Origin of the sequence: Streptomyces sp. NPDC006339 (assembly GCF_040612775.1) — a bacterium.
Classification (GTDB): Bacteria; Actinomycetota; Actinomycetes; order Streptomycetales; family Streptomycetaceae; genus Streptomyces.
Genome location: NZ_JBEXQW010000009.1, coordinates 54,328 through 72,620, shown reverse-complemented (window position 1 = coordinate 72,620; position 18,293 = coordinate 54,328). Strand labels below are relative to the sequence as shown.

Genomic DNA, 18,293 nt, shown 5'->3' with positions numbered 1-18,293 from the left:
GGAGAAAGACCCGTATGAACCGCCCCGCCCCCGCCGACCTCCTCCTCACCCGCGCCCGCGTGCACACCGTCGATCCCGCCCTTCCCGAGGCCGAGGCGCTGGCCGTCCGCGACGGCCGGATCGTCTGGATCGGCGACGCCACCGACGCCGACGCCTGGGCCGGCCCCGGTACCCGCGTCCTCGACGCGGGCGGGCGGCTCGTCCTGCCCGGCTTCGTCGACGCCCACAACCACGTCCGCCTCGGCTCCGACGACGCCTGCGTCCAACTGGCCGGTGCCCGCGACCTCCAAGAGATCCACGCCCGCGTCCGCGCCTGGCGGGACGCCCACCCCGACGCCGCCTGGATCGAGGCCGAGGCGTTCGACTACTCCGCCATCCCCGGCGGCCGGATGCCCACCGCCGCCGACCTCGACCCCGTCACCGGGGACACCCCCGCCCTCGTCCTGAGTTACGACGTCCACACCGCCTGGCTCAACACCGCCGCCCTGCGACGCCTCGACGTCCGCGCGGACCGCACCGAGCTGCCCTTCGGCACCGCCGTGACCGACCCCGCCACCGGCGAACCCACCGGTTTCGTACGGGACTTCGCCGTCAAGGGCCTCTCCCGCGAAGGCCACCGCGCCCTGCGCGAACTCGGCGTTCCCTGGGCCTCGCCCGACCGCCAGTACGGCCGCCTCGCCAAGAGCCTCGACGCCGCCATCGGCTACGGCATCACCACCGTCGTCGAACCCCAGAACTCCCTCGACGACCTCGCCCTCTTCCGGCGCGCCCGCGCCGAGGGCCGGCTCCGCTCCCGTATCGTCGCCGCGCTCTTCCATCCGCGCGGCACCACCGACGCCGAACTGGACGAATTCGCGGCGGCGGCCAGGGAGTTCGCCGACGACCGGCTGCGTGTGGGACCGCTCAAGCTGTACATCGACGACGTCGTCGAGCCCCGCACCGCCGCCCTGCTCGAACCGTACGCGGGCTGCGGACACCACCGCGGCGACACGTTCTACCCGCCCGAGGAGTTCGCCGAACTCCTCACGCACCTCGACGCGCGCGGCTTCCAGTGCTTCGTCCACGCCACCGGCGACCGCGGCATCCGCACCGTCCTCGACGCCGTGGAGGCCGCCCGCGCCGCCAACGGCCCGCGCGACGCCCGGCACCAGATCGTGCACGTCGAATGCCTCGACCCCGCCGACACCCCGCGCTTCGCCGAGCTCGGCGTCACCGCCTGCATGCAGCCCCGGCACGCCGCCCCCGACATCGCCGGCCCCGGCCAGGACTGGGCCGAGAACATCGGCCCCGAGCGCTGGCACAAGGCATGGCCGCTGCGCAGCCTGCACCGCGCGGGGGCCCTGCTCGCCCTGTCCAGCGACTGGAACGTGGCGGAGATGGACCCCATGATCGGCATCCACGCCGCCGTCACCCGCCGCCCGCCCGGCGGCGGCGAGGCGTGGACCCCCGGCGAGACCCTCGACGTCACCACCGCCGTCGAGGGCTACACGCTGGGCTCGGCCCGCGCCAACTTCCTGGAGGGGGAGAGGGGTTCGCTCACCGTCGGCAAGCTCGCCGACTTCGTCGTCCTCTCCCGGGACATCCTGCGGGCCGATCCCGACGACATCCCCGGCACGGTCGCCGAGACCGTGGTGGTGGGAGGCGAGGTCGTGCATACGGCGTGAGGGCGCGGCCCTCGGGCGGGGAGAGGGGCGGTCCCGCGCGCGGGGCGCGGGCGCGGGACCGCCGGTGGGACGAGGCGGCCGGGCCGCCCGGAGCGCCGGACCGACCAGGCGGACCGGCGGCCGGGCCGGCCGGGCGGCCGGGATCAGCTCGGTATCGGCCCGACCAGCCGGACCTGCAGTCCGGCCGGCAGCCGGGCCGACCGGACCGGCGGGATCAGGCCGGTCAGCCCGCCCGGCCCGCCCGGCCCGCCCGGCCCGACGAGCCCGACGGGCCTCGCCGTCGGGTCGGGTCGGCCCGGGACGACGGTCAGAGTCGCTCGAGGATCTTCTTCAGCTCCGCGATCTCGGCGGCCTGCGTCCGGACCACGTCGTCGGCCACCTTCTTCGCGGCCGCGTCCTTGCCGTCCTTCTGCTCCGTCTTCGCCATCTGCACCGCGCCCTCGTGGTGCGCGATCATCAGCTCGGCGAACTTGCGGTCGAACTCCTTGCCCTTCGCGGCGGCGAGATCCGCCATGTCGGTGTCGGACACCATCCCGGCCATGCCGTGACCACCGTGGCCGCCGTGGCCCGGGGACTCGGGCTTGCCCCAGGTCTTCAGCCAGGACTTCATCTTCTGGATCTCGGGGTCCTGGGCCTTCTCGATCTCACCGACGAGCTTCTTGATCTCCGGGTCCTCGGCGCGGCCGTCGGCGAGCTTCGCCATCTGCAGGGCCTGCTCGTGATGGGGAATCATCATCTGCGCGAACGTCACGTCCGCGTCGTTGAAGGCCCCGGTCCCGGTCCCCGTGCCGGCGGAGGCGTCGGCGGAGGCATCACCCGGGGTCCGGGGGGACGTGGCGGAGGGCGTGGCGCCGTGGTCCATGCCGTCGGCGGAGTCGTCGGAGCCGCAGGCGGAGAGCAGGAGCCCGGCGGCGGCGACGGCGCCGACCAGCGTGAGCTTGCGGACGGCGGGGTGGGGGAAGGCACGCATGCGTGTACACCTCGTGTGCTGTCGTTCTGGAATCGGGTCGAACACGTCTGCGGGCAGCGTGAGGTGCCCGCGGTGGCGCGTCGGCCTAGATCCGCAGGACGGACAGCCGTGCGAGGTCGGGTGGCCGGGGCGGCGGGGCGTTCGGGCCCACGGCGGGCAGCACCCGCGCCAGGAACTCGTCGACCCGCGCGGTCCGGCGGAGGAGCGCGGCCCGGAGGAGCGCGGCGATCAGCCAGACGCCGAGGACGGCCACGCAGAGCGTGGTGACGTCCATCCCGGTGCCGCCGGGGTCGTGGGTGCCGCCGGGGTCGTGGGACGAGGACCGGGCCGGGGCCACCTCGCTCCGCGAAGCCGGGCCGGGGCTGGTGGCGGCCGGGGCCGAGTCGTGCAGGGCGCCGCCGTGGTGGGCCGCGGCGGTGACGCCGCCCGCGCCCGCCGCGCCCTCCTCACCGGACGACCCGCGCGGATGACCCACCGAGTGCATCATGAACACGCCGAGCGCGAGCACGACGACGAGCAGCAGGTGCGCCAGGGCGCCCGCTGCTCGGGTACGTCTGTGTCGCTCGCGTCCCATGTCCACGGACCGAGCTTATCGGATACCCCCGGCCGGTACCCGCGGGGTGGGTCTCACTCGGCGGTGTCGCCAGCCATGGCGGCGGCGAGCCGCAGGTGCGGCGCGGCCTCCTCGGCCCGCCCCTGCCGCTCCAGGGTGCGGCCGAGCATCAGTCGGGCGTAGTACTCGACGGGGTCCCGCTCCAGGACGGCCCGGAGCTCCTCCTCGGCCCGCGCGAGCTGGGCGGAGTGGTAGTACGCCCGGGCGAGGAGCAGCCGCTGGGCCGTCTGGTCCGGGTGCTCGGCCACCAGGCCGCGCAGGATGCGGGCGGCCGTCAGGTACTCCTTCGCCTCGAAGAACAGTTGCGCGCGGCTCCACCGGTCGGCCGCCGTGCCGAACTCGTAGTACGTGTCCTCGCTCACCGTTCACACTCTCTCTGTCGTCGCGATCGGAGTTCCGGACGCCCGGGGAGCCGGAGGTCCGTGGGTCCGCTGTCGTCAACCCGGCGAAGTAGTTTAAAATTCCACCAACATTGTGGCGTGGTCCGCCCCGCGCGGCGCCCCGACAGGAATAGGTTGAGCGGCATGAGCAATCTTGATCGCCAGGCCACCCTCCAGGTCTGCGGTGGCCGGGGCTTCGTCGTCGCCGAACCGGTACGAGAACTCCTCAGTCCCCGCCACGTCCAGCTCGGCGAATCGACCGAGGTCCGCCGTCTGCTCCCCAACCTCGGCCGCCGCATGGTCGGCGCCTGGGCCTTCGTCGACCACTACGGGCCCGACGACATCGCCGACGAACCCGGCATGCAGGTTCCGCCCCACCCGCACATGGGCCTGCAGACGGTGAGCTGGCTGCACGAGGGCGAGGTGCTGCACCGTGACTCGACCGGCAGCCTGCAGACCGTCCGCCCGCGCGAACTGGGCCTGATGACCTCCGGCCGGGCCATCTCCCACTCCGAGGAGAGCCCCCGGTCCCACGCCCGCTACCTGCACGGCGCCCAACTGTGGGTGGCCCTGCCCGACGCCCACCGCCACGTCGAGCCTCACTTCCAGCACCACGCCGAGCTCCCGCAGGTCACGGCACCCGGCCTGACCGCCACGGTCATCCTCGGCGCCCTCGACGGCGCGGTCTCCCCGGGCCTTACGTACACCCCCCTCGTCGGCGCGGACCTCACCCTCGCCGCCGGCACCGAGGCCCGCCTCCCGCTCGACCCCGACTTCGAGTACGCGGTCCTGTCCATGTCCGGCGAGGCTCACGTCGACGACGTCCCCGTGCTCCCCGGCTCCATGCTCTACCTCGGCTGCGGCCGCACCGAACTCCCCCTGCGGGCCGCCTCCGACGCGGGCCTGATGCTCCTGGGCGGCGAGCCGTTCGAGGAGGAGATCGTCATGTGGTGGAACTTCGTCGGCCGCACGGACGACGAGATCCGCCAGGCCCGCGAGGACTGGATGTCCGGCACCCGCTTCGGCGAGGTCAAGGGCTACGACGGCGCCCCCCTCCCCGCCCCGGAGGTCCCGGCGACCCCGCTGAAGGCGCGGGGGAGGGTGCGCTGACCTGGGGTTGCCTCCTCGCAGCCGATGTCCGAAGCAGGCTTGCTCGGCTGTGCCTCCGACTTTCGGCGTGCCGCCGGGAGCGATGGTTTCGCACCTTCTCTCGTGTGTGCCGGGGGAAGTGGCTTCCCCGCTTGGTAGCCGTACTGGCGACCTGGCGTGCCCGGCCCCCGAAGCAGTGCCGATCATCGCCTTGGTCAGAGGGCGGGTTTCGGGTGCTGCTCCCGTCGCGCACTGTAGTCTCGCGGGTTGGCAGCCGAAGGCGACCATCGCGTTCGTCTTCAACACGGTGATCGTGGCCGGCATGGTCGCGGCGCTGGACGGTGGGCAGGGAGGCTGACGGGTTCCGCCGGTTTCCGGGCGACGGTGGGGCGGTGGTGGTTCGTCCGCGTGTGAGGAGCGAGCTGCCACCGCCCCATGCCGCTCAGGGAGTGAGAACGAGGCGGATCGGGTCTCCGATCTTCTTCTCCAGGCGGGCGACGGCCTCCGCGGCTTCCGCCAGCGGGACGTGGGCGCTGACGGAGGGGCCGAGGTCGATCCGTCCGGCGGCGGCCAGTCCGACGAGCTGTTCCACGTGCTCCGGCTCGGAACCGTAGTGGCCGCGGACCTGGTTGACGTTGAAGCAGAATCCGATGCTGTCGGCGATCGTGACCGGCTCCGGGGTGAGTCCGGCGAGGACGAGCGAACCGAAGGGGCCGAGGACCGACGCGGCCTGGACGCGGGCGGCACCCACGCCGGCGAAGTCGAACGCGACGTCGAGGCCGCGCCCGGCCGTCGCCTCCCGCACCGCCTCCGCGAAGTCCGGGGCGAGGGGGTCCAGGGCGACGTCCGCGCCGAAGAGGAGGGCCCGCTCGCGGGCCGAGGGCAGCGGGTCGATCGCGAGGATCGGGGCCGCGCCGACCATCCGGGCGAGCCGCGCGGCGTGGGCGCCGAGGCCGCCCGCGCCCCAGATGCCGACCGACTGGGCGGGGCGGACCGCGCCGGTTCCCACGATCGCGGCGTACGGGGTGGAGACCGCGTCGGGGATGATCGCGGCCTGGTCGAAGGGCAGGTCGTCCGGGATGGGCAGCAGCGTGCCCTCGCGGGCGATCGCGTACTGCGCCCAGCCGCCGTCGTAGTCCAGGCCGCGGGTGATCGGCCGGTGGCACGTCATCCGTCGCAGGCAGCCGCCGCAGTCGCCGCACGCCTCGCCGGCCTGGAGGACCACGCGCTGTCCGGGCGTCCAGTCGCCCTTCACGTCCGGGCCGAGGGTGTGGACGACTCCGGCGACCTCGTGGCCGAGGGTGACGGCGCCCGCCTTCGTGACGGCGTCGGTGGGGAAGAAGGGGCTCAGGCTGCCGTCGATCAGATGGATGTCGGACAGGCAGACGCCGGCGGCCCGCACCTCCACGAGGACCTCGCCCGGGCCGGGGACCGGGATGGGGACCTCTTCGACGGCGAAGGTACGGGTGTCCAGGCGCAGCCGCCCGGCCAGCATGGTGTTCATGCGGAGACCTCGATGTGTTCGGTGGAGGAAGCGCGCGTAGAGCTCAGGCGCTCGACGTGGTCGACTGACCGTGTCGCTTAACCGTGTCTACTGACGCTGTCACCTGTCAAGCCGCTCCCGCCGGACGTTCACGGCATGCTCCGAGTTCCGTCCAACGACTGTGTCGTTCAGTACAGTCATTCGACATGTTCACCTGACAAAGTCGCGTGTATGTTGGCTGGTGACTGCTGGAGTGCAACGAAAGGCACGCTCATGACTCAGGTGTCCGTAGGCGCGGCGCGGGCGATCCCCGAGCGCCCCCCGCTGCCCCTCGTAGGCCACGCGTTCAACGTTCCGGCGGGCGCGGACTTCCTGGCCTACCTGCTGAAGGAGTTCAAGGAGTTCGGGCCCGTGTACCGGCTGCGGCTCTTCGGGAGGGACACCGTCATGGTCGGCGGTCTGGACCTCGTGACCGAGCTGTCGGACGAGACCCGCTTCCGCAAGCACGTGCACGCCGACCTGGTCGAGGTCCGGGCTCTGGCCGGGGACGGTCTGTTCACCGCCTACAACCACGAACCGAACTGGCGCAAGGCCCACGACATCCTGATGCCCGCGTTCTCACTCGGCGCGATGCGCAGCTACCACGACCCGATGCTCAAGGTCGCCCGTTCGCTGATCGACAAGTGGGACCGGCTGGCCGGAGTGCAGTCGGTGGACGTGCCCGACGAGATGACCCGGCTGACCTTCGACACGATCGGCCTGTGCGGCTTCGGCTACGACTTCCAGTCCTTCCGCCGCGACGACCTGCACCCGTTCGTCGAAGCGATGTCCCGGGCTCTCGTCTTCGCTCAGGAGAAGGGCGAGTCCATCCCGGGCTCCGAGCTGTTCAAGAGGAAGAAGGTCGAGCAGTTCCGCGCGGACATCGACCTGATGACGGACCTCGTCGACGACGTGATCAGGGAGCGCCGCGCCTCCGGCGACACCAGCACGGACGACCTGATGGGGCTGATGCTGCACACGAAGGACCCCGTCACCGGCGAGCCGCTGGACGACGTCAACATCCGGCACCAGGTGATCACCTTCCTGATCGCCGGCCACGAGACCACCAGCAGCGCGCTCTCCTTCGCCCTGTACTACCTGACCAAGCACCCGGAGGTCCTCGCCCGGGCCCAGGCCGAGGTGGACGCTCTGTGGGGCGACACCGAATCCCCGGACCCCCAGTACGGCGACATCGGCAAGCTCACCTACATCCGCCAGATACTCAACGAGAGCCTTCGACTGTGGCCGACGGCGCCCGCGTACGCCGTCGAGCCGATCGAGGACACCGTCATCGGCGGCAAGTACCCCGTACGCAAGGGCGAGTCGCTGATGGTGATCGCCTCGGCCCTGCACCGCGACGCGGCCTGGGGGGAGAACGTCGAGCTGTTCGACCCCGAGCGCTTCACTCCCGAGCGGGAGGCGGCCCGCTCGGTCCACGCCTTCAAGCCGTTCGGCAACGGCGAACGGGCCTGCATCGGACGCCAGTTCGCGCTGCACGAGGCCACCCTGCTGCTCGGCCTGCTGGTGCACCGCTACCGCCTGATCGACCACACCGACTACCAGATGAAGATCAAGTCGACGCTGACGATCAAGCCCGACGGGTTCAGCCTGAGGCTCGCCCGCCGCACCAGCGACGAACGGCGCCTGCCCGTCGCCGCGGCGGTGGACGCCACCGCGGGCCGGGCCGCGGCCGTGACGCGCCGGGCGAACGGGACCGCACTGACGCTGCTCCACGGCTCCAACCTCGGCACCTGCGCCGGCATCGCCCGCGACCTCGGCACGGACGGCGAGGAGCACGGCTTCGCCCCGACCGTCGCCCCCCTCGACGCGTACACGGAGAGGCTGGCCGGCTCCAAGGGCCCCGTCGTCATCGTCGCCGCCTCCTACAACGGCCGCCCGACCGACGACGCCGCCGAGTTCGTCGCCTCCCTGGAGAACCTCGCCCCCGGCTCGCTCACCGGGCTGCGCTACGCCGTCCTCGGTGTCGGCGACCGCAACTGGGCCGCCACCTACCAGCGGATCCCCACCCTGATCGACGAGCGCCTGACCGCCGCCGGCGCCGTCCCGCTCCTGGAGCGAGGCAGCGCCGACGCCTCCGGCGACTTCGGCGGAGCGGTCGACCAGTGGACGGAAGACCTGTGGAAGGCGCTCCTGGAGGAGTACGGCGAGGCGGTCGCCGGTGAAGCGGCCGCCCCCGCACCCGTGGCGGACGGGGAAGGACTGTACGAGCTGGAGGACACCTCGGAGTCGGTCCTCGGCGGTCTCGCCGAGCGCCACGGCGTCCAGCCGATGGAGGTCCTCGAAGCGTACGAACTCGTCGACACCGACCACGAGCTGGGCCGCTCCAAGCGGTTCCTGAGGCTCCGGCTGCCCGAGGGCGTCACCTACCGCACCGCCGACCACCTCGCCGTCCTGCCCAGCAACCCCGAGGACCTCGTCCAGCGCGTCGCCGACCGCTTCGGCCTCGACCTGGACCGCACCGTCCGGCTGCGCGCCCGCCGCCGGAGCCGGAGCGCCCTGCCCGTGGACCGGCCGCTGACCCTGCGCCGCCTGCTCACCGACTTCGTCGAGCTCCAGGACGCGGCCACCCAGGAGCAGGTCGCCGTGCTCGCCGAGCACACCGAATGCCCGCCCGAGAAGCAGCCGCTCACCGCCCTCGCCACCGCCGACCCCGAGACCTTCCGGGAGCAGGTGACCGTCGCGGGGCTCAGCGTCCTGGACCTCCTGGAGCGCTACCGCGCGTGCGAACTGCCCTTCGAGCGCTTCCTGGAGCTGCTCCCGGTCCTGCGTCCCCGGCACTACTCGATCTCGTCGTCCGCCGCGGCCCGGCCCGGCGAGGCCGACCTGATGGTGTCGCTGCTCGCAGCGCCCCACCGGTCGGGCGAGGGCACCTTCCGGGGCATCGCCTCGCACTTCCTGCAGACCGTGAACGCGGGTGACGTGATCCAGGCCCGGGTCCTGCCGTGCAGCGAATCCTTCCGCCTCCCCGAGGACACCTCCGTACCGGTGATTCTGGTCAGCGCGGGCACCGGACTCGCGCCCTTCCGCGGAGCCGTCCTGGACCGCCACCACACGGGCTCGACCGGCACCCTGCTCTGCTACTTCGGCTGCGACCATCCCGACGTGGACTTCCTGCACCGGGAGGAGTTCGAGGCGGCCGAGGCGGACGGCGCCGTCAGCATGCGTCCCACCTTCATGCACGCGCCCGAGAACGGTGCCCGTTTCGTCCAGGAGCGCATCGCCCGCGAGAGCGAGGAGGTGTGGTCGGTCCTGGAAGCCGGTGGGCGCGTCTACATCTGCGGCGACGGCCGTCGCATGGCACCCGCCGTACGGGAGGCGTTCATGGCGATCTACCGCGAACGGACCGGTGAGAGTGACGAGCGGGCCGTGGCGTGGCTCGCCGCGCTCGTAGGGTCCGGACGCTACGTCGAGGACGTCTGGGCCGGCTGATCCTCACGCAGAAACGGTGGTGGGTGCACCTTCCGGGTGCGCCCACCACCGTTTTCGCGTCGCGTCAGGCCATCGGTACGTCAGGGGTCATCGGTACGTCAGGCAGGTCGAGGTCCCCCTTGGCCAGCGCCACGGTCGCGCCCACGAGTGCCCTGAGTCCCGTCCGCTCGGTGGCCTCGTCCGGCAGGCACTGGAGGACCTGCATGGTGAGTCCGTCGAAGCCGGAGAGGAAGAACCGGGCCACCGTCTCCGGAGACTCGGCCAGTTCCTGCCCCGTCCTCTCGGCCGTCTCCGCGATCACCTGCGCGGTCACCTCTATGACCCGCCGGTAGTGGCTCTGCCGGGCCTCGTTGAGGCCGGGCACGCGCAGGGCGAACATGGTCAGCTCGCTGAGCAACTGGTGGTGCGACGTCGGCTCGCGCACCGTGCCCCACAGGGCACCCGCCAGCGCGCTGAAGGTCTCCTCGAAGCCCGCGTCCTCCGGCGCCGCCCGCCGCACCTGCGCGACCAGCTCGTCGGTGATCTGGTCCATGACGGCTCGGTACAGGTCCTCCTTCGTACCGAAGGTGTAGTGGACGGTGGCCTGCGCGACACCGAGCTCCGCGGCGATGGCGCGGGTGCTCCCCGCGGCGACGCCCTCCCGGGTCATGAGGTCGATGGCCGCCTTGATCAACTGAGGGCGGCGCTCCGCCGCGGAAACATGAGCCATAGGCCCACTATATCGACTTAGTCGATCGATCAAGTCGGCCCGGATCAGGCGTTACGTCACTTCGGCAATCGACGCGCTGTCCGCGGGGAGAGCCTGCTCGGCCCAGATGACCTTGCCCTCGCGGCCGTGTCGCGTCCCCCAGCGCTCCGCGCACTGGGCCACGAGGAGCAGGCCGCGACCGCCTTCGTCGAAGACGCGGGCGCGGCGCAGATGCGGGGCGGTGCTGCTGGCGTCCGAGACCTCGCAGGTGAGCGTCGACTGGAGGATCAGCCGCAGCCGGATGGGGCTCTTGCCGTAGCGGATCGCGTTCGTGACCAGTTCGCTGACGACCAGCTCCGTGGTGAAGGAAAGTTCCTCCACTCCCCAGGCCGTCAGGACGTCGGAGGCGAAGCGGCGGGCCCCGGACACGGCCGCCGGATCGGACGGGAGGTCCATCGTGGCGACGTGGTCCGGGTCGAGGGCGTGGGTCCGGGCGACGAGCAGGGCGACGTCGTCGGCGGGGCGGCCGGGCAGCAGTGCGGCCAGGAGCCGGTCGCAGATCTCCTCCAGCGAGTCCGGCGCCGAGGTGAGGACGTCGTGCAGCGTGGCGAGTCCTTGGTCCACGTCACGCGCGCGGCCGGCGATCAGCCCGTCGGTGTGCAGAACCAGCAGGCTGTCCTCCGGAAGCTCGAACTCCGCGGTTTCGAACGGGAGTCCACCCAGGCCGAGAGGCGGTCCGATCGGTACCTCGGGCAAGGCCCCGCTGATCTTCGAGGGGGTCACCACGGTCGGCGGGACATGGCCTGCACTGGCCAGCGAGCACCTGCGCGAGACGGGGTCGTAGATCGCGTACAGGCAGGTGGCGCTGGTCTCGCCCTCGTCCGCCGACTCCTCGCGCTGCATGCGGATGACCACGTCGTCCAGATGCGTGAGGAGTTCATCGGGCATGAGGTCGATGTCGGCGAAGGCGCGGACGGCTGTACGGAGCCGGCCCATGGTGGCGGCGGCGTGCAGGCCGCGACCGACCACGTCGCCGACGACGAGAGCGACGCGGGCCCCGGACAGGGGAATGACGTCGTACCAGTCGCCGCCCACGCCGGCTCGGGATCCGGCGGGCAGGTAGCGCGAGGCGGTTTCGACGGCCGCGTGTTCCACCGTGTTCCGCGGCAGCAGGGTTCGCTGGAGGGCGAGCGCGGTGGAACGTTCATGGGTGTACCGGCGGGCGTTGTCGATGGACACCGCCGCCCTGGAGGCGATCTCCTGCGCCAGCAGGAGGTCGTCGTCGTCGAAGGGGGCCGAGGTGCGGTGGCGTACGAACTGCACCAGGCCGAGGGTCTCCCCACGGGCGTGCAGAGGCACGAGGAGTACGGAGTGAAGCCCGAGGTCACGCAGCACTCGGCCGTGGAATTCCGACGGCGCCACCCACGGGGGCATCTCGGTCCCCGCGATGTGGTGCAGGACGGACCGTCCGGTGGTCAGTGCGCGAACCGGTTCGGAGTCGTCGGGGTAGGTGTGGGTCCCACCGACGCGGAGCGGGGACTCCGGACAGTCGTCGAGGACGGAGCGCTGGGCGACGCGGCGCTGCGTCAGGGCCTCCGGCGGACCGGTGCCGGTCTCGTCGAGTGCGGAGACGAAGAGGTCGACGGTGACGAAGTCGGCGAAGTCCTCGGTGCAGACCTCCGTCAGCTCCTCCGCGGTGCGGGAGATGTCGAGCGTGGTCCCGATCCGCTTGCTCGCCCTGTCGGTGAGGGCGAGCCGACGCCGCAGCAGACGGTCGCGTTCCTCCTGATAGGCGGCGACGACCTCCTCCGAGGAACGGTCCACGTAGTCGAAACCGATCGCGACCAGCCTCACCGTGGCCTGGTTGATCATGCGCCAGTCGTCGGTGAGGCGGGGAGCTTCGGCCTGGAGCTGTTCGAGCAGGGTGAGATGGTCGAGCCGGTAGGCGCGGAGGAGCCGGCTCACCGGGATCCCCCGCCGGGCGTAGAGGCGGGCGATGTCCAGGGCTGCCGGAGGAGCTTCCGGCGCGCTCGCGCCGGGGTGGGCCTCCAGGAGATCCAGCAGGGCGGTGACGTGCTGGGCGGTCTCCTCCAGGGTCAGGGCCGCGATGTCCGCGTTCTCCCACAGTTCGGGGAGTTCGCCGTTCAGACGCTGGAGAAGCAGGCCGGACAGCTTCTTCACCTCGGGTCTGAGGTGGCGGGCCATCTGACCAAGGAACGCATCGACCTCGGTTCCCATAGTGCGAATGTACGGGAAAGCCATGGCGTGCGCTCCTCGGACGGCTGTGGCGGCCTCTGATCGACCCGGACCTCAGAGACCGAGGTGGTCGCCCAGGTCGGCGTAGTCGACCTGCCACAGGCCGGGAGAGCCCGTGGGGTACTGGGAGCGGAAGCCGAGCATGCGCTGGACGCGCGGCGAGAGCGTCTTGGCGAGCTCCCTGTCGACCAGGAAGGGGTACGCCTCCTCACCGGTGAGGAAGCCCGCGTTGAACGCGAAGGCGAGGCCACGCCGGTACTCGTGGTCGGTCCGGTTCGCCCCGCCGCCGTGCGCGGTCTTGCCGCTGAAGAGAAGGACGTCCCCGGCGTTCATGACGGCGGGGATCGTCTGCTCGGGCGTCCCGCGGTCCTCGAAGTCGCTCCAGTGGTTGCTTCCGGGGATGACGCGGGTGGCGCCGTTCTCCTCCGTGAAGTCGGTCAGGGCGACCAGGAAGTTGATGGTGACTTCCGGCCCGCCGGGCCCCATGCCGATGAACGGGAACCAGTTCTCCAGGTCACGGTGGAGCATCTGCGCCTTGTTGCCGGGGCCGATCTCGATCACCTGGGCGGTGGTCATCCAGTACGTGCCCGACTCCTGGAGGAAGACCAGGTCGCTGATCTCGTGGACCAGGGGATGGTCGATGACCTCGCTGCGGAACGTGGCGCTGTGCGTCACCAGGTTCGTGAGGCGCTTGGTGTTGCTGCCGTGGAACGCGGCCACGATCTCGTCCTCGTGCAGGGACCCCGGGGCGAGCGCCCGCAGCGGCTGCTCGATCTCGGCGTTGAAACGGACGAGCTGCTCCTGTGTCAGAAAGCCCTCGATGATGACGCCGCCGTCACGCGTCACGATCTCGAGGATCTCCTCCGCCGGCGTGTCGTTCGCCACGGACGTCAGCGTCTGGGTCTTCTTCTGGGTCGTCATGCGTGTCCTCTTCCTCGATCCGAAGCGCGGTTGATCAGGTGGGCTCGGTGGTCAGGCGTTTCCGCGTTGTTCCTGTGGTGGTCGTCTCACTGTCGCCAGCCGGTACCGCAGGCGAGAACGACAGCGGGCACCTGCTTCGCCCGGGCCCGGTGCACGATGCACAGTCCGGTCGCGGGCACGGCGGAGCTATCCGCTCACGGCGTCCTTGCCGGAGCCGACGCGAGCTGCGGGGGCGCTACGGGCAGAAACGGGTCCCGGCGCCGTGTGCCGGCGGTGTGTGGTCCGCTCCCAGGGACGCGTGCTGCCGAGCCATCCGAGGAGGAAGGCCGCCGGTACGGAGATCAGGCCGGGGGTGTGGAGCGGGAACAGGTTGAAGTCCTGCTCCGGCAGCAGCGCGTATTTCGTCCCGGACACAGCGGGGGAGGCGAGGGTCAGGAGGGTGCACAGGGACAGCCCTCCGTAGACGAGCCACAGTAGCCCGCGGCGGTTGAAGCCGGTCCAGAGGAAGGAATAGACGACGGCGGGGAACACGCAGGTGGCCGCGAGGCTCAGCGAGAAGGCGAGGAGGAACTCGATGGGATAGCGGTGTACGGCGGTGGTGAGGAGAAGACTCACGACGCAGAGCGCGACGACGGACAGCCGCAGGACCGCCGGCTCTCCGATCCCGATCCGGGTACGGCCCTCCCGCCCGAGCAGGTCGCGGGTCACGGAGACGGCGGCGGCGAAGGTCACGCTCGCCACGGCCGTGAGCACGGCGAGGAAGGCGACACAGGCCACGAGGGTGATGAGCACGACCCGGCCGGTGGAGTGGTGGGGGAGGACCTCCGACGCCAGGAGGATCGGGGCTCCCTGCCCCTTCGCGTCGACCGCTCCGATCCGACCGCTGCCCACCACCCCGGCCGCGGCGAAGCCGGTCGTGATCAGCAGCAGGTAGAAGAGGCCGGTCAGCCCGACGGCGACGCTCAGTGAGCGCCGGGCGGCGGGCACGTCCCGGCTGGCGCTGACGCGCAGGAGCAGGTGGGGCATCATCGCGGTTCCGAGGATGACGACGATGTGGTCACTGAGCGTGCCGAGCGGTCCGCCTCCGGCGGAGTGCTCCCACAGTCCGGGGCTGAGGTATCCGCCCGGTGACACGCTCGTGTCCATGGCCGCCGACAGCAGGGATCCGGGACTCCAGTCGAAAAAGCGGAGCGCCAGCAGGGTCACCGCGGCGAGCGTCACCAGGGCCACGGGCACTTTGGCGACCTGCACGAAACTGGTGCCGCGCAGATCGGCCACCCCTGCGAAGCACGTGACCAGGAATCCCATCAGCACCGTGCACACCACCTGGGCCCGCTCGCTCGGCATGCCGATCAGCAGGGCGGTGGTGATGCCGCCGGCCCGCAGTTGCACCATGAGCAGGGGCACGGCGATGCACAGGGTCACCACGGCGCCGGCGATCCCTACTCCCGGCCCCTCGGCGCGCAGGGAGAACAGCTCGCCCAGGGTGTAGCGGCGGGTCGCGCGAATCCTGGGGGCGAGGAGCAGGAAGACGCCGAGTGCGAGGGCGCTGTCGACGGCGGTCGAGACTCCGTCGTAGCCGAAGAGGGCGATCGCTCCCGGCAGCGAGACCAGGATGATGACCGTGATCTGTTCTCCCGCCATCGCGACGCCGTTGAAGACGGGCGGGAGGGACCGGCCGGCGACGTAGAGGCGTTCCGGGTCGTCGTCCTGCGTGGCGAGCGTGAAGACCCACAGCAGGCAGAGGCCGATGAAGATGAGGAAGGCGCTGATGACCGCGCCCCTCGCGGCGGTGCCGATGAGATCGGGCGAGCCGACGCTCAGGAGTTGCGTCGTCACCGCACGCCCCCGGCCGAACGGGAGGCGGCCGTCGTCGCCGAGGCCGGTTCGCAGGAGGACGCGGCCCGGTTCTCGTACCACCAGGTCCCGCCGACGAGGACGACCAACTGGGTGAATGCCCACGTGATGGCGAGGGTGAGACGGCCGTACACGGAGATCTCTCCGAGAGTCGTGGAGCAGGAGAGCAGGACGCCGACGGCGAGCGGCAGCGCGTTGACGGTGACCAGCATCCGTGTGTCACGGGGGGAATGCCGGGAGGAATCGGAGGGCACGGGACCTCTCTCTGGAAGGACAGGGAAGACGGACTCGATGCGTGGGGGCGGGGGACGGTCGCAGCCGTCGAGGACGGGCGAGGGAGCCGGGCAGCCGTGCTCCGTACCGGTCGGAAGCCATGCCGGTGACCGCCGGGGTTCGACGGTGGCGCGGCGTCCGCGGGGGAAGGCGCACCAGTTCTACGGCGAACGGCGGCCTCGGCGTGACGTCAGAGCACGACGGCCCGGCCGCGGTGAGGCTGGTGAAGCGCCTCGCACCGCGGGCCTCGGGCGTCAGCGGCGGCTGGTCGCGGTCAGGCCGGCGTAGTGCCCGGCCCGCTCCAGGAGCCGGGGGACACCCGTTTCGAGCGACGGTCCGAAGGTGGTGTCGTGGGGACGCTCGCCGCGCAGCCAGCGGGTGTGGATGGCCTCGCAGAAGATCGCCGCCTTCCAGAGGGCGAGGGTCTGGTACCAGGGGAGCGGGGTGAGATCGAGGCCCGTGCGGCGCTGGTAGCGCTCTGCCAGTTGACACCGGGTGAGGTAGCCGGGTGAACGAGTCACCTTGGTGAGTTCGAGCGGGGTGGCAGGGCTGCCGGCCTCGGACCAGGTGGCGGTGAGGTAGCCCAGGTCCGCGAGCGGGTCGCCGAGCGTGGCCATCTCCCAGTCGAGGATCGCGAGGACCTCGGCCGGGGCCCGCGGGGCGAACATGAGGTTGCCCATGCGGTAGTCGCCGTGCACCACCGACGCCGACTGGCTCGTCGGCAGGTTCTGGGCGAGCCAGTCCGCGATGCGCTCCACCGCGGGCAGGCCGCGGGTGGTGTTGACCTCCCAGAGGCCGCGGAACCGCTCGACCTGTCGGCGCAGATACCCCTCGGGGCGGCCCAGGGTGGCGAGTTCCCCTTCGGTGACATCGATGCCGTGCAGGGCGACGAGGGTGTCGACGACCGCCTCGCTGGTCAGCCGGCGCTGTTCAGCGGGGGAGAGGTGGGGCGGGATCGTGTCGGTGACGACCGTGCCGTCGAGCCGGGACATGAGGTAGAACGGCACGCCCAGGACGTCCTCGTCCTCGCAGACGGCGAGGATCTCCGGCACCGGCCCCCCGTGCCCGTGGAGGATCTTCTGGATGCGGGCCTCGCGCACCATGTCGTGCGTCGACTTCGGCAGCGGCGGGCGCGGGCCGCGGCGCAGGACGACGGACTCGCCGCCGCGCTCGATCAGGTAGGTGACGTTGGAGTGGCCGTCGCCGATGCGCTGCCACGCGAGCGGTCCGCTGCCGATGCCGTGTGCGTCGAGGAAGCCGGTGACCGCGTCGAGGACCAGGAGCGGAGGGCTGTCGAGGTGACGGGCCCGCTCGCGGCTCGCGACGACCTCCACGCCGTCGGGGACGGTCTGCATCACGCGCCCTCGTTCCGGCCGACGACGGCGTCGCCCAGGTATCGCTCACCGGCCTGGACGGCGGTCCGCCGACCGGCCGAGGCACGGCGTGCGATGGCCCACCGGTGGGTCTCGTTGGAGCCGTCGTAGATGCGGAACGGACGCACCTCGTTCAGGTACTGCGCCAGCGGGAGTCCGTCGGAGACGCCGTCGCCGCCGCAGATCTGGATGGCACGGTCGATCACCCGGTGGATCGCCTCGGAGCAGTGGACCTTCGCGACCGAGGACATCGCCGAGCCCGCCTTCGGGTCGCTGTGCAGCAGGGCCGCGGTCTTGGTGATGATCGCGTCGGAGGTCTCGATGTCGATGACGGACTCGGCGATCAGGTGCTGGGCCAGGCCGAGCGAGTCGATCGGACCGCCGAACAGCTCCCTCTTCGCGGCCCGGTCCAGCGCGATGTCGTGCGCCCGGCGCGCCAGTCCCAACCAGCGCATGCAGTGCGTGAGCCGCGCGGGGCCGAGCCGTACCTGCGCGTAGCGGAAGCCGAGTCCGACCTCGCCGAGGACCGCGTCGTCGGGGACGAAGCAGTTCTCCAGGTACAGGTGCGGGTGGCCGCCGCCGATGGCGCGGTCGACGGTGTGGATCGCCTCGCCGACCCGGATCCCGGGGTTCGTCAGGTCGACGAGGAACATGGTGGCCCCCTCGGGGGAGCCGTCGACGGCCGGGGTGCGCGCCATGACGATGCAGAACGCGGCACCGACGGCGCCGCTGGTGAAGCGCTTGTGGCCGTCGATGATCCAGCCGCCCGTGGTGCGTACGGCGGTGGTCCGCAGCGCGGCCGGGTCGGATCCCGCTCCGGGGTGGGGCTCGGTCATGCCGAAGCACGACCGGACGTCGCCGGCCGCCAGAGGCGCGAGGTAGCGCTTCTTTTGCTCCTCGGTGGCGATGAGGTGGAGCATGTGCATGTTGCCCTCGTCGGGGGCCATGCAGTTGAGCACGCTGGGGCCGATCGGCGAGTAGCCGGCCTCCTGGAGGACCGGCGACCAGTGCTCGATGGGCAGGCCCTGCCCGCCGTACTCCTTCGGTACGAGCGGCGCGAAGACACCGGCCTCCTTCGCGGCGGTCTGGAGCCGGTCGCGGGTGGCCTGGTCGAGACAGCCGCCGGGGGCGGGTTCGGCGTCGACGACGGTCTCGCGGATGAACCGGCGGGTGCGCTCCGCGAGTTCCGCGACCTCGGGCGGAAGGTCAGGGGTAGTCATGGCTGTCCTTTGTGGGA

At 71.5% G+C, this 18,293-nt stretch carries 14 protein-coding genes; 3 read left to right on the top strand and 11 right to left on the bottom strand.

Features of this window, described 5'->3' with window-relative positions:
• Positions 1–14: 14 nt before the first annotated feature.
• Positions 15–1,664 carry an amidohydrolase gene (locus tag ABZ135_RS09650; RefSeq protein WP_356693601.1) on the top strand — a complete coding sequence of 550 codons (1,650 nt, stop codon included), beginning with the start codon at positions 15–17 and terminating at the stop codon, positions 1,662–1,664.
• A 307-nt stretch (positions 1,665–1,971) separates the two neighbouring features.
• Here the strand turns inward: ABZ135_RS09650 and ABZ135_RS09645 are convergent, their stop codons facing one another.
• The 3 genes from ABZ135_RS09645 to ABZ135_RS09635 form a co-directional block, all read right to left on the bottom strand.
• A complete protein-coding gene (locus tag ABZ135_RS09645) occupies positions 1,972–2,634 on the bottom strand; it encodes a DUF305 domain-containing protein (RefSeq protein ID WP_356693599.1) in 663 nt (220 codons plus the stop codon).
• Positions 2,635–2,719: 85 nt separating this feature from the next.
• A complete protein-coding gene (locus ABZ135_RS09640) occupies positions 2,720–3,208 on the bottom strand; it encodes a hypothetical protein (protein ID WP_356693823.1) in 489 nt (162 codons plus the stop codon).
• 53 nt (positions 3,209–3,261) lie between these two features.
• On the bottom strand, positions 3,262–3,609 hold the full coding sequence (locus ABZ135_RS09635; protein WP_356693597.1) for a tetratricopeptide repeat protein: 348 nt from the start codon (positions 3,607–3,609) through the stop codon (positions 3,262–3,264).
• Positions 3,610–3,771: 162 nt separating this feature from the next.
• On the opposite strand from ABZ135_RS09635, the gene ABZ135_RS09630 reads away from it, so the two are divergent.
• Complete coding sequence (locus tag ABZ135_RS09630; protein ID WP_356693595.1) at positions 3,772–4,737, top strand: pirin family protein; 966 nt, start codon at positions 3,772–3,774, stop codon at positions 4,735–4,737.
• A 421-nt stretch (positions 4,738–5,158) separates the two neighbouring features.
• Here ABZ135_RS09630 and ABZ135_RS09625 read toward each other — a convergent pair whose 3' ends face one another.
• Positions 5,159–6,220, bottom strand: a complete 1,062-nt coding sequence (locus tag ABZ135_RS09625; protein WP_356693593.1) for a zinc-binding dehydrogenase — start codon at positions 6,218–6,220, stop codon at positions 5,159–5,161.
• 252 nt (positions 6,221–6,472) lie between these two features.
• Here ABZ135_RS09625 and ABZ135_RS09620 point away from each other — a divergent pair, with 252 nt between their 5' ends.
• On the top strand, positions 6,473–9,688 hold the full coding sequence (locus ABZ135_RS09620; RefSeq protein WP_356693591.1) for a cytochrome P450: 3,216 nt from the start codon (positions 6,473–6,475) through the stop codon (positions 9,686–9,688).
• A 64-nt stretch (positions 9,689–9,752) separates the two neighbouring features.
• Here ABZ135_RS09620 and ABZ135_RS09615 read toward each other — a convergent pair whose 3' ends face one another.
• The 7 genes from ABZ135_RS09615 to ABZ135_RS09585 all read right to left on the bottom strand — a co-directional run bounded on the left by ABZ135_RS09615 (position 9,753) and on the right by ABZ135_RS09585 (position 18,276).
• Entirely contained in the window at positions 9,753–10,397 is a 645-nt protein-coding gene (locus ABZ135_RS09615; protein ID WP_356693589.1) for a TetR/AcrR family transcriptional regulator, read from the bottom strand.
• A gap of 51 nt (positions 10,398–10,448) precedes the next feature.
• A complete protein-coding gene (locus ABZ135_RS09610; protein WP_356693587.1) occupies positions 10,449–12,638 on the bottom strand; it encodes a SpoIIE family protein phosphatase in 2,190 nt (729 codons plus the stop codon).
• Positions 12,639–12,686: 48 nt separating this feature from the next.
• Positions 12,687–13,553 (bottom strand): phytanoyl-CoA dioxygenase family protein, encoded by an 867-nt coding sequence (locus ABZ135_RS09605; RefSeq protein WP_356693585.1) that lies wholly within the window; start codon positions 13,551–13,553, stop codon positions 12,687–12,689.
• Between the two features lie 186 nt (positions 13,554–13,739).
• Positions 13,740–15,392: a transporter gene (locus tag ABZ135_RS09600; protein WP_356693583.1), complete on the bottom strand. Its 1,653-nt coding sequence runs from the start codon at positions 15,390–15,392 to the stop codon at positions 13,740–13,742.
• Complete coding sequence (locus ABZ135_RS09595) at positions 15,389–15,622, bottom strand: hypothetical protein (RefSeq protein WP_356693581.1); 234 nt, start codon at positions 15,620–15,622, stop codon at positions 15,389–15,391. The genes ABZ135_RS09600 and ABZ135_RS09595 overlap by 4 nt, the downstream gene beginning before the upstream one ends.
• 315 nt (positions 15,623–15,937) lie before the next feature.
• Entirely contained in the window at positions 15,938–17,038 is a 1,101-nt protein-coding gene (locus ABZ135_RS09590) for a phosphotransferase family protein (protein WP_356693579.1), read from the bottom strand.
• The gene (locus tag ABZ135_RS09585) at positions 17,038–18,276 is read right to left on the bottom strand and encodes an acyl-CoA dehydrogenase family protein (RefSeq protein WP_356693577.1); all 1,239 of its coding nucleotides are present in this window, start codon (positions 18,274–18,276) and stop codon (positions 17,038–17,040) included. The genes ABZ135_RS09590 and ABZ135_RS09585 overlap by 1 nt, the downstream gene beginning before the upstream one ends.
• Between the last annotated feature and the right edge of the window lie 17 nt (positions 18,277–18,293).

Bases quoted from the DNA above. Each gene is read 5' to 3' on its own strand.
- ABZ135_RS09620 (WP_356693591.1), top strand. From the start codon at position 6,473: ATGACTCAGGTGTCCGTAGGCGCGGCGCGGGCGATCCCCGAGCGCCCC.
- ABZ135_RS09630 (WP_356693595.1), top strand. From the start codon at position 3,772: ATGAGCAATCTTGATCGCCAGGCCACCCTCCAGGTCTGCGGTGGCCGG.
- ABZ135_RS09640 (WP_356693823.1), bottom strand. From the start codon at position 3,208: ATGGGACGCGAGCGACACAGACGTACCCGAGCAGCGGGCGCCCTGGCG.
- ABZ135_RS09615 (WP_356693589.1), bottom strand. From the start codon at position 10,397: ATGGCTCATGTTTCCGCGGCGGAGCGCCGCCCTCAGTTGATCAAGGCG.
- ABZ135_RS09625 (WP_356693593.1), bottom strand. From the start codon at position 6,220: ATGAACACCATGCTGGCCGGGCGGCTGCGCCTGGACACCCGTACCTTC.
- ABZ135_RS09585 (WP_356693577.1), bottom strand. From the start codon at position 18,276: ATGACTACCCCTGACCTTCCGCCCGAGGTCGCGGAACTCGCGGAGCGC.
- ABZ135_RS09605 (WP_356693585.1), bottom strand. From the start codon at position 13,553: ATGACGACCCAGAAGAAGACCCAGACGCTGACGTCCGTGGCGAACGAC.
- ABZ135_RS09610 (WP_356693587.1), bottom strand. From the start codon at position 12,638: ATGGCTTTCCCGTACATTCGCACTATGGGAACCGAGGTCGATGCGTTC.
- ABZ135_RS09595 (WP_356693581.1), bottom strand. From the start codon at position 15,622: ATGCTGGTCACCGTCAACGCGCTGCCGCTCGCCGTCGGCGTCCTGCTC.
- ABZ135_RS09650 (WP_356693601.1), top strand. From the start codon at position 15: ATGAACCGCCCCGCCCCCGCCGACCTCCTCCTCACCCGCGCCCGCGTG.
- ABZ135_RS09590 (WP_356693579.1), bottom strand. From the start codon at position 17,038: ATGCAGACCGTCCCCGACGGCGTGGAGGTCGTCGCGAGCCGCGAGCGG.
- ABZ135_RS09645 (WP_356693599.1), bottom strand. From the start codon at position 2,634: ATGCGTGCCTTCCCCCACCCCGCCGTCCGCAAGCTCACGCTGGTCGGC.